The sequence below is a fragment of the Sulfitobacter noctilucicola genome, from assembly GCF_000622385.1.
Classification (GTDB): domain Bacteria; phylum Pseudomonadota; class Alphaproteobacteria; order Rhodobacterales; family Rhodobacteraceae; genus Sulfitobacter; species Sulfitobacter noctilucicola.
The window spans coordinates 869256-881851 of the sequence record NZ_JASD01000008.1; the positions used below are offsets into that span (position 1 = coordinate 869256).

General features: G+C 55.7%; 9 protein-coding genes. 4 read left to right on the top strand and 5 right to left on the bottom strand.

The genetic code is table 11. The features are described from left to right. Positions 1-44: 44 nt before the first annotated feature. Both Z946_RS0108025 and Z946_RS0108030 read right to left on the bottom strand, forming a co-directional pair. Positions 45-1235 carry a hypothetical protein gene (locus tag Z946_RS0108025; protein ID WP_025055213.1) on the bottom strand — a complete coding sequence of 397 codons (1191 nt, stop codon included), beginning with the start codon at positions 1233-1235 and terminating at the stop codon, positions 45-47. 75 nt (positions 1236-1310) lie between these two features. After that, complete coding sequence (locus tag Z946_RS0108030; RefSeq protein WP_025055214.1) at positions 1311-1910, bottom strand: alpha-ketoglutarate-dependent dioxygenase AlkB family protein; 600 nt, start codon at positions 1908-1910, stop codon at positions 1311-1313. A gap of 214 nt (positions 1911-2124) precedes the next feature. Here Z946_RS0108030 and dnaK point away from each other — a divergent pair, with 214 nt between their 5' ends. From dnaK to radC, 3 genes are all read left to right on the top strand, one after another. Continuing rightward, positions 2125-4044, top strand: coding sequence for a molecular chaperone DnaK (dnaK, locus tag Z946_RS0108035; RefSeq protein WP_025055215.1), 1920 nt, complete (start codon positions 2125-2127; stop codon positions 4042-4044). Between the two features lie 81 nt (positions 4045-4125). Further along, entirely contained in the window at positions 4126-5280 is a 1155-nt protein-coding gene (gene dnaJ / locus Z946_RS0108040) for a molecular chaperone DnaJ (RefSeq protein WP_025055216.1), read from the top strand. A gap of 149 nt (positions 5281-5429) precedes the next feature. Continuing rightward, complete coding sequence (radC, locus tag Z946_RS0108045; protein ID WP_025055217.1) at positions 5430-6179, top strand: RadC family protein; 750 nt, start codon at positions 5430-5432, stop codon at positions 6177-6179. Positions 6180-6184: 5 nt separating this feature from the next. Here radC and Z946_RS0108050 read toward each other — a convergent pair whose 3' ends face one another. The 3 genes from Z946_RS0108050 to secA all read right to left on the bottom strand — a co-directional run bounded on the left by Z946_RS0108050 (position 6185) and on the right by secA (position 11570). After that, complete coding sequence (locus Z946_RS0108050) at positions 6185-7744, bottom strand: phosphate ABC transporter substrate-binding/OmpA family protein (RefSeq protein WP_081780799.1); 1560 nt, start codon at positions 7742-7744, stop codon at positions 6185-6187. A gap of 18 nt (positions 7745-7762) precedes the next feature. Further along, the gene (locus Z946_RS0108055; protein WP_025055219.1) at positions 7763-8764 is read right to left on the bottom strand and encodes a hypothetical protein; all 1002 of its coding nucleotides are present in this window, start codon (positions 8762-8764) and stop codon (positions 7763-7765) included. A gap of 103 nt (positions 8765-8867) precedes the next feature. Continuing rightward, entirely contained in the window at positions 8868-11570 is a 2703-nt protein-coding gene (gene secA, locus Z946_RS0108060; protein WP_025055220.1) for a preprotein translocase subunit SecA, read from the bottom strand. Between the two features lie 175 nt (positions 11571-11745). Here secA and Z946_RS0108065 point away from each other — a divergent pair, with 175 nt between their 5' ends. Continuing rightward, on the top strand, positions 11746-12594 hold the full coding sequence (locus Z946_RS0108065) for a peptidylprolyl isomerase (RefSeq protein WP_025055221.1): 849 nt from the start codon (positions 11746-11748) through the stop codon (positions 12592-12594). The last annotated feature ends 2 nt before the right edge of the window (positions 12595-12596 follow it).

Below are 12596 nucleotides of genomic sequence, written 5' to 3' on the forward strand. Positions count from 1 at the left end.
GGCTGACCAGTTCAATCACCTCGCTGCGGACGGGGCACGATCAGTCACTCAACCTGCGTGCCGAATAGAGTGATTGCGACACCCAGTATCGCCAACGAGAAGAAGAACGCCGTCGCACCGTATCTCTTTCGCTCGTTTGCGCGAAGTGCAGCAATGCCGCACTGTAACGCATAATAAAGCGCGAAGGCCCGCGAGGCATAGCTGATGATTTCGAACAGGTTCGCCGTCCAGGTCATCATGATGCCAGCACCCACCAAGATGATATAGGCGCGCTTTTCGGTGACGACCCCCTTACTCACCTCGGCAATCAGCCCTCCCGACCCGCTCGTGTCCGCAATCGCGGCACTAAATTGGGCGCTAAGTGCTGCAAGGACCAACAGCAGCGGCAGAACCGGCGCGACGGCTTGCATAAGAGAGATGATCGTAGTCTCGTCGAAAGCATCTGCATCCGTTTCAAACGCGTAGGTCAGAAGAAAGATATAGAGGCAGTAGATCCCGGCAGAAATCCACTGTGCGCGTCTCATGGAACGGATACGCATTTCCGCGTCGTAGGTCGCGCCAAGGTAGCGAGACGTTTCAAACCCCTGCACAGTCACGATGAGTCCCGCCATAAGCGTGACCCCCGCCCATCCGGTTATTCGCGGCGGATCAAACATCAGTCCGCCACCAGAAGCTTGCTGCCCGAAGTGCACAGCGAGCCCGAACACAAGCCCTGCGATGATCGACAGCTTCAAGCCGACTGAAACCTGTTCGAGCCGTTCGAGCGCCAGAAAACCGCGTGTAAGCCCGGTAAACAATATCAAAAGAAAGACGGCGGTTGTCAGAAGGTTGGCGTGAAAGGCATCGTTCACGTCAGTAAGGCTCACACCGAATGACCCGAAAAGGTTCAGGTAGTAGGCCACCGAAATAATGAAAGCGAATGCAAGAACGACAGAGGCTGATGTTTCAAGCAAGGCAACCACAGGTGATGGAGTAGCCCGTCTGTCTATTTCAGCAATGTTGAAGCGAATGGCGCTGCCGAACAGATACGCAACGACACACAGGCCGACCATGACAAGTGGCGCGTATCCGCCATAGCTGGTGTCGAGGATCGGACCCAGAACCAGAAAACCGCTGCCGATAATCGAGGCAAGCGGTGTGATCGTCGCCCGCCAGGCAGTCGAGTTTGCAAGGCGCGGCCAGATCAACAGACCGCCACACAGAATAACGACGGTCAATATTGCGGCGTTAATCATTCTGGGGCTCACATTTTAAAGATAATGCACCAATCATTTCGCCACTTTGGAACATTCATTGAATTGCCTTACGTTTCAATCGACGACCCTCAAGGTCAGGTTTATGCGCCCTCCCTTCGGCAACAGCGTGGATGAACCGGCCCTGATTCTGTCAACGCCGTGATAGCAGAGCCGCGCATCGCCCCCCATAACCACCACATCCCCCGACTGAAGCCAGATCGATTCAGTTTTGCCGCCGCGTGTCGTGTTGCCAATTCTGAAAAGCGCCGCGTCGCCGAGCGAAATCGAAACAACAGGCCACTGGAAGTCTGCCTCGTCATGATCGCGATGCATCCCCATTTTTGCATCGGGGCCATAGTAATTGATCAGGCAGCATTCAGGCCGACGCTCAAGGCCCGTCACACTGTCCCAAATAGAAAGAACCTGTGATGGGATCTCGGGCCATGGCTGTCCGTTAGGATGTGCCGGAATGTACTTGTATCCAGATTTATCCGAAAACCACCCATAGGTACCAGCCGCTGTCATCCTCACCGACATGGGTTTGCCGTAAGGTGTGTCTGGGCGGAAAAGCGGAGCGGCTTTCAATACGTTTCGCAATGCTTCGACCAGCGCTTCTTGGGCGGTCGGATCAAGCAGTTCCTTGTGAATCTTGAACCCGCGCAGTGTTAAAACCATAGTAATTTCCCAGATTCCCCGCGATTGATGAAAAATCCACGCAAATTCGCGGATTCATCACCCCCCCAACGGTTGCGAGCGCCATATGCGCCCCCTATATACCCTGCGAACCACTGAGAGCACACGGCGATCAGTGTCAACAGATCGGGGCAAAGGTGCCGTAATGGGCCTCACGTCCCGTGTCATCGCCTTGAAGAGAAAAGGGATCAAAAACATGGCCAAAGTTATTGGTATCGACCTCGGAACGACAAACAGCTGTATCGCCATCATGGACGGCAGCCAGCCTCGCGTTATCGAAAACGCCGAAGGTGCACGCACAACCCCATCTATCGTCGCCTTCACGGATGACGAGCGTCTGGTGGGCCAGCCTGCAAAACGTCAGGCTGTTACAAACCCTGACAACACAATTTTCGGCGTAAAGCGCCTGATTGGCCGCCGCAACGACGATGCGGATCTGGCCAAGGACAAGAAAAACCTGCCCTTCAACGTGATTGATGGCGGCAACGGTGACGCATGGGTTGAAGCCAAGGGTGAGAAATACTCCCCTTCTCAAATCTCTGCTTTCATCCTTGGTAAAATGAAAGAAACCGCCGAGAGCTATCTTGGTGAAGAAGTGACGCAAGCGGTTATCACCGTTCCTGCGTACTTCAACGACGCACAGCGTCAGGCCACTAAAGACGCCGGTAAGATCGCCGGTCTTGAAGTGCTGCGGATCATCAACGAACCGACAGCCGCGGCTCTGGCTTACGGCCTCGACAAAGAGAACACACAGACAATCGCGGTCTATGACCTTGGTGGTGGTACATTCGACGTTACCATCCTTGAGATCGACGACGGTCTGTTCGAAGTGAAATCCACCAACGGTGACACGTTCCTTGGTGGTGAAGACTTTGACATGCGGATCGTTAACTACCTCGCCGAAGAGTTCAAGAAAACCAACGGTGTGGACCTGACCAAAGACAAGATGGCGCTGCAGCGTCTCAAGGAAGCCGCCGAGAAAGCCAAGATTGAGCTTTCCAGCGCCAACCAGACTGAGATCAACCAGCCGTTCATCTCGATGGGTTCCGACGGCTCACCACTGCACATGGTGATGAAGCTGACACGGGCGAAGTTGGAAAGCCTCGTCGGTGATCTGATCAAAGCATCCATGAAGCCTTGTGCTGCTGCCCTGAAAGACGCCGGTCTCAGCGCCTCCGACATCGACGAAGTCGTTCTGGTCGGTGGTATGACACGCATGCCGCGCGTTGTTGAAGAAGTGACCAAGTTCTTCGGTAAAGAGCCGCACAAAGGTGTGAACCCTGACGAAGTTGTGGCCCTTGGTGCCGCGATCCAGGCCGGTGTTCTGCAAGGTGACGTCAAAGACGTGGTTCTGCTGGACGTGACTCCATTGTCCTTGGGTATCGAAACCCTCGGCGGTGTGTTCACCCGTCTGATCGACCGCAACACCACGATCCCGACGAAGAAATCTCAGGTCTTCTCGACCGCCGAAGATAACCAGAACGCTGTGACGATCCGGGTTTTCCAGGGTGAGCGTGAAATGGCTGCCGACAACAAAATCCTCGGTGCCTTCAACCTTGAAAACATCCCGCCTGCCCCACGTGGCATGCCGCAGATTGAGGTGACCTTTGACATCGACGCCAACGGCATCGTGTCTGTGGGTGCCTTGGACAAAGGCACCATGAAAGAGCAGAAGATCACGATCCAGGCATCCGGTGGTCTGTCCGACGACGACATCGAAAAGATGGTCAAGGACGCAGAAGAGAACGCCGAGGCGGACAAGGAACGCCGCGAGCTGATCGAAGCCAAAAACCAGGCCGAAAGCCTGATCCACTCGACAGAGAAATCTGTGGAAGAGCATTCTGACAAAGTCGACCCAACCACGGTTGAGGCGATTGAGCTGGCAATTGCAGCGCTCAAGGATGATCTGGAAACAGAGGATGCAGGCAAGATCAAAGCGGGTCTTCAGAACGTGACCGAAGCCGCGATGAAGCTTGGTGAAGCCATCTACAAGTCGGCACAAGAAGCTGGCGAAGACGATATGGCTGCTGCAGCGGACGAGCAAAGCGGACCGGCGGATGACGATATCCTCGACGCCGAGTTCGAAGACCTCGATGACGACAAGCGCGCATCGTAAGTCAGCGTCTCGGAACCAATGACAGGGCCGGTCCGTGCGGAACGGGCCGGCCCTTCACGTTCCAGCAAAAGGATATAATCCATGGCAAAACGTGACTATTACGAAGTCCTTGGCGTTGCCAAAGGTGCGTCAGCAGACGAGATCAAGAAAGGCTATCGCACCAAAGCGAAAGAGCTTCATCCTGATCGTAACTCAGACAACCCCAAGGCCGAGTCCCAGTTCAAAGAAGCGAACGAGGCTTACGAAGTTCTCAAAGACGCCGATAAGAAGGCTGCGTATGACCGTTATGGTCATGCAGCATTCGAAGGTGGCATGGGCGGCGGTGGCCGTCCGGGCGGTGGCTTTGGCGGCGGTCAGGGCGATTTCTCATCTGCTTTTTCTGATGTCTTCGACGATCTGTTCGGCGACTTCATGGGGCAACGCGGTGGCGGTGGTGGCGGACGTCGTGCTGCCCGTGGTGCCGACCTGCGCTATAACCTGCGCGTAACGCTGGAAGATGCTTATGCCGGCCTGCAAAAGTCGATCAATGTGCCGACCTCGGTACAATGTGACAATTGCAGCGGATCGGGTGCCGAAGGTGGTGCTGAACCGACAACCTGCCCGACATGCTCGGGTATGGGCAAAGTCCGTGCACAGCAGGGCTTCTTTACCGTCGAACGGACCTGCCCGACATGTTCAGGCATGGGCCAGATCGTCAAAAACCCCTGTACCGTGTGTCACGGCGCAGGTCGTGTTGAAAAAGAGCGGTCGCTCAGCGTCAATATTCCCGCCGGGGTAGAGACAGGTACACGCATCCGCCTTGCCGGTGAAGGCGAGGCTGGCATGCGCGGTGGCCCTTCAGGTGATCTGTATATCTTCATCGAGGTGACAGAACACGAACTGTTCGACCGCGAAGGACCCAACCTGTTCTGCCGCGTGCCTGTTTCGATGAGCGCCGCCGCCCTTGGCGGCAATATCGAAGTGCCCACCATTGATGGTGGTCGTGGACGTGTGCAAATCCCGAGCGGTAGCCAATCGGGCCGTCAGATGCGTCTGCGCGGCAAGGGGATGCCACCGCTGCGGGGTGGCGGGACCGGTGACATGATCATCGAACTCGCTGTTGAAACACCAGTGAACCTGACATCCCGGCAGAAAGAACTGCTCAAAGAGTTTGAGGACCTGTCGTCCGAGAACAACCCTGAAAGCAGCAGTTTCTTCTCAAGCGTGAAATCCTTTTGGGAATCCATGAAGGGCTGAATACTGGGCGGGAGTTAATTCCCGCCCTTTTTGCTTGGCGCCAGAAAACACATTTTCCGGTCGCTATCCTACAGAGGCCGAGAATTTACGTTTCGGTAATATCCACGGATTATTAAGGCATTAGTAACCCTAATATTCCGGTTCAAATAATGTCCTCTTTCCGCGATCAGCTTCTACCCCATCTGCTCGAATCCTTCGATGGTCTGAAACCGATTCCGGTCGAACAACCCTCCTACATCAAGGATCACCGGCAACGACTCCGGGCGCGGTTCATGGGCGGCGGGCCAACTGCCATGCCAGATTACGAGCTGCTCGAACTCGTGCTTTTTCGCGCCATCCCGCGCCGTGATGTCAAACCGCTTGCGCACGCACTAATGACCCGCTTTGGCGACTTTAACAGAGTAATATCAGCACCCGAGGCCCGATTGCGTGACCTTGAAGGGGTAGGTGATGCGGTCGTGGTAGAACTAAAGATTGTGGAGGCCGCCGCGCAACGAATGGCCCGCGCTAAGGTCTTGAAGACGCATGTTGTGTCCAGTTGGGACGCGCTGATCGATTACTGCCACACTGCGATGGCCCACCGCGAAACGGAGCAGTTCCGTGTGCTCTATCTCGACCGCAAGAATGTACTGATCGCGGATGAGGAGCAGGGCAAGGGCACTGTGGACCACGTGCCTGTCTATCCGCGTGAGGTGGCAAAACGAGCGCTTGAATTGAATGCATCTGCGCTGATCCTTGTCCATAATCACCCTTCGGGTGATCCCACGCCGTCCGCGGCTGACATCGACATGACCGCACAAATTGCGCGGGCCTGCGATGCCTTGGGAATAGATCTGCATGACCACCTGATTATCGGGAAATCGACCGAGCTGAGCTTCAAATCAGAAGGCTTTCTGTAGCTGTTTCAGCGCACCCAGACCTCTACCCGTCTGTTGGCCTGACGGCCCCAACTGGTGTCATCACAGGCCATCGGCATTGCCTCTCCAAAGGCATCGACACTCAAGGCTACCCTTTCCAGGTTTGCCGTGACGGCGGCGGCACTTACGGCACGCAATACCGCTTCGGCACGGCGGAGTGCGATATCCCTATTCGGCTTTGCCGCACCTTTTCCGTCGCTGAAGCCGACAAACAGCATCTGCCGCGCATCATACTTTCCTTGTTCAAGGGCACGGGCCAACTGCTGAACGTTTGATCGCGATTGCGCGTCCAGCCTGATGGATCCTGTTTCAAACCGGAAAGATGTGGTCAGCCGCGCCATCGGTGACAGCGTCGTGGTCATGCGCTGAATCTCCTCCAGCGAAATCTCGGGGCCGGCAACGGTGATAGCGTTAGCAAACCTGTTGCCCTGCTGGTCAATCGCGATCTCTTCTGGTGCCTGATCTACCAAACCGGTCCGCCGGATAACATTCTGGGCTGCCGGTCCTCTTGTAAAAGCAAGAAACTCACGTGCGACACGCGGAAGGCGCCGGGCCGGAAAATACAAAAACATTGGCGCGGTCAGCGGATAGTCTTCTGTCTTGATGGTACGCCGCGCGGCATTCAGCGCAAAACCGCAGGTGCCATCCAGCGTCAGCACCCGCGTGTTGCTCCGTTCGGCATAGCTGGTCAGCCCGAGCGCCAAAGTGTCCTTTGCAACGGTTTCGGCAATTTCAGATGGCTGGATATGACGGATCGCGTCAGGGGCCAGATTGAGTTTGGCGGGGACCATGATTTGATCCTCAATCGCCTGTGCCAGACCGTTTGACATATCGGGAAGGTGCAGTTCGATCGGGGCATCAGGGCCGCCCAGTGCCTGCCAGTTGGTGATCTCACCGGAAAAGACTTGTGCCAGCGCCAGCGGGGAAATGCTTTTGACCGGGTTGCGCAGCGCAACAACAGGGACGATGGCATCAAGAGCCAGAACGCGACTGCGGTTCGGGCCTGTAAGGTCGCCCATGCCCGCTTCCCTTGCATTTTTGCGTTCTTCAGCACGTATTTCGCGCAGGGACATCACGATGTCCGCTTCGTCAGCAAGCAGATCGGCGAATCCTTCGTCGGTATTGCTTGCCCGAAGGCCAAAACGCGCTGCGAGCTTGCCCGTATCAATTCGCGTCAACGAAAGTACGAAACCGGTTGCATCTACATCCTCGCGGGCAACTGTGTACCCGTTGCGTTGGGCATAGGCCTCTATCAGTGCGGGCATCAGGACGGCACCCATGGTGGCAGATCCTGACATTTCAATCTCGGCTACGTAGTCCTGAAGGTTCGGACACCCCGGACCGACACAGGAAACGCCAGACCCGTCGACGGTCAATTCTCCGAATTCAGTCTGGACCCGATAGAACTCGCCATCAAAGCCCAAAAGTGTGCCGCTCAGCTCAACCTTGTTGTCACGGGACGTCAGCGTCACATCCTGTGCGAACACATTCGTGGCGGTGAAAATAAAAAGTGCGGCGATGGCCGCCGCACGTTTGATGTTCAACATGTGACCTCGGGGGTTGGATTAACCTCCGGCGACTTTCAGGTCTTGAAGCAGATTATTCAACACAAGAAAGCTTCCCGCGGCGTCACAATCAGGCACTGGCAGCGTCAGGTTCTGGGTCTTGATAGAACCATCGGCCTGCATCTCAAGCGATTGCGCTTCAATCTCAAGACCGCAATTCGCCTGAGTGACTTCGGTCTCAACGCTAAGCGCAATGTTACCTGAACGGGCATTGTATGCCTTGGGGAAGCTATAGACTTCGGCGATCAACGGCTCGGCGGCTGACATATCGCCATGGCGCGTCAACACGCCCCCGCTGCCGGCAACTGCGGCCGCAACGTCACCCGGCGCATTTGTCCAAAGATGTCCCTCTGACCCGTAGTCTGCACCAAATTCGCGGGCGTGGATTTGAAAACCTGTGTTGCCTTTCCACTGCAAAACAGCGCGGTCAAAATCCGCCAGCTCTTCTACTACGGTCTGCGCAACTGCGCCTTCACCGTTTGAGAATGCGAGTATGAACACAGCTTCTTTCGCCAGCGCAGGAACACGCAGGGAAACACTGCCCTCGGCAGAAGTTGTCTCGGTGAAGATCATTCCGTTGTGGTGAACTGTGACCCGCTCATTCGGCAAGCATGACGCCTCAAGCTCCAGATTGACCATGGCAGCTGCGACCGGACGCGCTGTCGCAACTATTTCACAGGCAGGTGTGACCGCTTGCGACTGCTCGACGACCTCAGGCACTGTTGGCTCTTCCAGCACGCTGGTGGGCGCAAGCACTTTGGTGACTTCAGTATCAGGTGATGGCAGATCAATGCCGCCTTCAAACTCGGCTGAGGTGAGTGTGATCTCTTCAAGGTCCAGCATCGCATTGCCTGCTGTCGCGCCTTGCAGGACCGGCGCATCCGCCGCCGCCTGCTGGTCGTAACCGTCGCCACCACTGTCCGCGCTTTGCATAATAAAGCCGATACCAATGGCACAGGCTAAAGCGCCAACTGCGGTTGCGATCTCTTTCTTGCCAAGCATGGTCTGGTCCCTTCACCGGAATCGTTCCATGCTTTTATCTATGATGATCAGGGCGGCGTTATGACCGCCCTGAGCGCTTTGTTTGTCAAAAAAGAGGCAACGATTAGTTAACGCGGCCGTGACAGTGTTTGAACTTCTTGCCTGACCCACAGGGACACATGTCATTGCGCCCCGGGGTGCCCCACGTGGTAGGATCATCTTCGACAAAGCCGTTTTCGATGGCAGCGGCGGTGGGTTCTGGCAGTGGTTCTTCGGCAGTCGCTGCCGCTTTCGCAGCTTCCTGCTGGGCGCGCAGCTCTTCGATCATCGCCGCGCGTTCTTCTTCAGACATCGGCTGAATCTGACCAAGCTTCTGCGTCACTTCCTGACGCAGACTATCAAGCAATCCTTCAAACAGTTGGAAGGCTTCGTTCTTGTATTCGTTCAACGGATCACGCTGCGCATAGCCACGGAACCCGACAACCGAACGCAGATGCTCAAGCGTCATCAGGTGCTCCTGCCACTTGGTATCAATGGCATTCAGCAAAAGCTGCTTTTCGATGTTGCGCATGTTCTCTGCGCCAAAGACGTCGGCCTTGTCAGCCATCATCTTGTCGGTCGCTTCAATCATCCGCTCACGGATCACTTCGTCATCTACGCCTTCCTCTTCACACCACTCGACGATTGGCAGATTGATGTTCAACTGCTCCATCGTGGCCTCGTGAAATCCCTTGCTGTCCCATTGGTCAGCGTAGGTTTTCGGCGGCATGTAAACGTCGATCAGATCATCAATCACCTGATGGCGCATGTCAGTCGTGATCTCAGACAGGTCGTCGGATTCCATGATGTCGCGCCGCTGGCCAAAGATGACCTTACGCTGCTCGTTCATGACATCGTCAAATTTCAGCAGTTGCTTGCGGATATCAAAGTTGCGGCCCTCGACCTTTGCCTGCGCCCGCTCAAGCGATTTGTTGACCCACGGGTGCACAATCGCTTCGCCTTCTTTCAGGCCCAAGGTCGTCAGCACTTTTTCCAACCGCTCGGACCCGAAAATACGCATCAGGTCATCTTCGAGCGACAGGAAGAAGGAAGTCCGACCCGGGTCACCCTGACGGCCTGAACGGCCACGCAGCTGGTTGTCGATCCGGCGGGATTCATGCCGCTCCGACGCCAGAACATACAGGCCACCGGCCTCCAGTACCTTTTTCTTTTCCTCAGCGTGTTCCGCTTCGATCCGCGCCCGTACTTCATTCGGGTCAGCTTCGGGATCTGCTGTGATTGCTTCGAGCACTTTCAAATCGACGTTGCCGCCCAGCTGAATGTCGGTACCACGACCGGCCATGTTCGTCGCAATCGTAACGGCACCCAGCTTACCTGCATCCGCAATAATCTGCGCTTCCTGTTCGTGCTGGCGCGCGTTCAGAACGTTGTGCGGGATGCCTTCGGCAGTCAGCATCTGGCTTAGCTGTTCGGACTTTTCAATCGACGTGGTCCCGACAAGGCAAGGTTGGCCTTTGGCATTCGCCTCTTTGACCTTATCGATCATCGCTTTGTATTTCTCGCCTACGGTCCGGTAGACGGCGTCATCCTCATCAACACGGGCGATGGGCAGGTTCGTCGGCACTTCGACAACACCCAGACCATAGATTTCCTGAAACTCTTCCGCTTCGGTCAGGGCAGTACCGGTCATACCGGCCAGCTTGTCATACAGGCGGAAATAGTTCTGGAACGTGACAGAGGCCAACGTGACATTCTCAGCCATGATCGAGGTGCCTTCCTTGGCCTCAATCGCCTGATGCAACCCGTCAGACAGGCGGCGGCCCTGCATCATCCGGCCCGTGAATTCGTCGATCAGCATGATTTCGCCGTCACGAACGATGTAATCTTTGTCCTTCAGGAAAAGCTTATGTGCGCGCAGACCCTGATTGACGTGGTGCACGATGGTTGTGCTTTCGGGGTCATACAGGGACTGACCTTCTTCCATCAGGCCTTCGGCGCGCAAAAGCTCTTCAAGGAACTCGTTACCGTCGTCGGTAAAGGTCACATTGCGCGTTTTTTCGTCCAGCTCATAGTGCTCAGGTTTAAGGGACGGGATCAGCTTGTTGATCGTAACATACATCTCGGAACGGTCCTGCGCAGGACCGGAAATGATAAGCGGCGTACGCGCTTCGTCGATCAAAATGCTGTCCACTTCGTCGACGATCGCAAAGAAGTGATGCTTTTGCAGAATCTCGTCGAGGTTTGATTTCATGTTATCGCGCAGATAATCGAAACCAAGCTCGTTGTTGGTCGCGTAAGTGATATCGCATCCGTAGGCGGCACGCTTTGCTTCGGTGTTCATACCCGAAATGGCGGCACCTGTGGTCAATCCCAACGCCGCGAAAACCTTGCCCATCCAGTCGGCATCACGCTGCACGAGGTATTCGTTCACGGTGACAACATGCACGCCCTTACCCGGCAGCGCGTTAAGGTAGGCAGCAATCGCCGCGGTGAGTGTCTTACCCTCACCGGTCTTTTGCTCAGAGATATTGCCCTGATGCAAGAAAATGGCGGCCATGACTTGCGTATCAAAGGCACGCAGACCCAATGTGCGACGGGCAGCTTCGCGGCAGTTGGCAAAGGCTTCGGGCAGCAAGTCATCAAGACTTTCACCCGCCATAGCACGTTTCGCCAGCTCTTCCGTCTTATCCTTCAGCCCGTCATCGCTCAGCTTCTCGAATTCGGGCTCTAGCGCGTTGACCTTTTCAACCAGCGGACGCGTCGCTTTGATTTTGCGGTCGTTTGGCGTGCCAAAGACCTTTTTGGCGATTGTTCCGATACCCAGCATGTGCTCTCCAGACGGCGAATTAATTGTGCGCAGCGATGTGCTTGCCCAAGCCCTTGTCAGCCCATAGATAGATGGGGAACGTGGCCTGCGTGTGCGCCCTTTAGGGCGATGTAAGGGCCGCACCAAAGGCTGTCAATGTAGCAGCCCCTCACAGAGCTTAACGATAGGACGATCCATGCAAAAACCCCTCACATATCTGGCGTCTGTGGCGCTTGCTGTTTCCCTCGCTTTGCCTGTGGCCGCGCAGGATGAACCAAGCCTAGATACAGTCGTCGCGACAGTGAATGGCACAGACATCACACTGGGACATATGATCATTGCCCGCACCACGCTGCCAGAGCAGTATCAGCAGCTGCCAGACGAGGTGTTGTTCACGGGCATTCTCGACCAGTTGGTCCAGCAGTCCGCGCTTGCCGACACGTTTGAGGGCGATCTGCCCAACCGTGTGAAGCTTTCTTTGGAGAACGAGACGCGATCTCTTACCGCCGGCGAGGTTATCGAGACCGTCATGGCAGAGCCGTTGGAGGAGGACGCAATCCTTGCGGCTTATAACGAACAGTACACCGATGCAGAGATGGGCGAGGAATATAACGCGTCTCACATTTTGGTAGAAACTGAACAAGAGGCGCAATCCATTAAGGAAGCCTTGGACGACGGGGCCGATTTTGCAGAATTGGCGCGCGAGAAGTCTACCGGCCCATCAGGTCCCGGTGGCGGCTCCCTCGGTTGGTTCGGCAAAGGGATGATGGTACCGACTTTCGAAGCGGCAGTTGTGGATATGAAAGCCGGCGCTGTCTCTGATCCGGTAGAGACACAGTTCGGCTGGCACGTGATCAAGCTGAACGAGACCCGCACAAGCGAAGCGCCTGCGCTGGAAGACGTACGCGAGGAGCTTGAGCTTCAACTGCGCCAGACCCTTGTGCAAAGCCGCATCGAAGAGATCACTTCGGCAGCGGAAGTTGATCGCAGCGCATCAGAAGGGCTTGATCCTGCGCTGTTGAAAAACATCGAATGGCTGGAATAAGA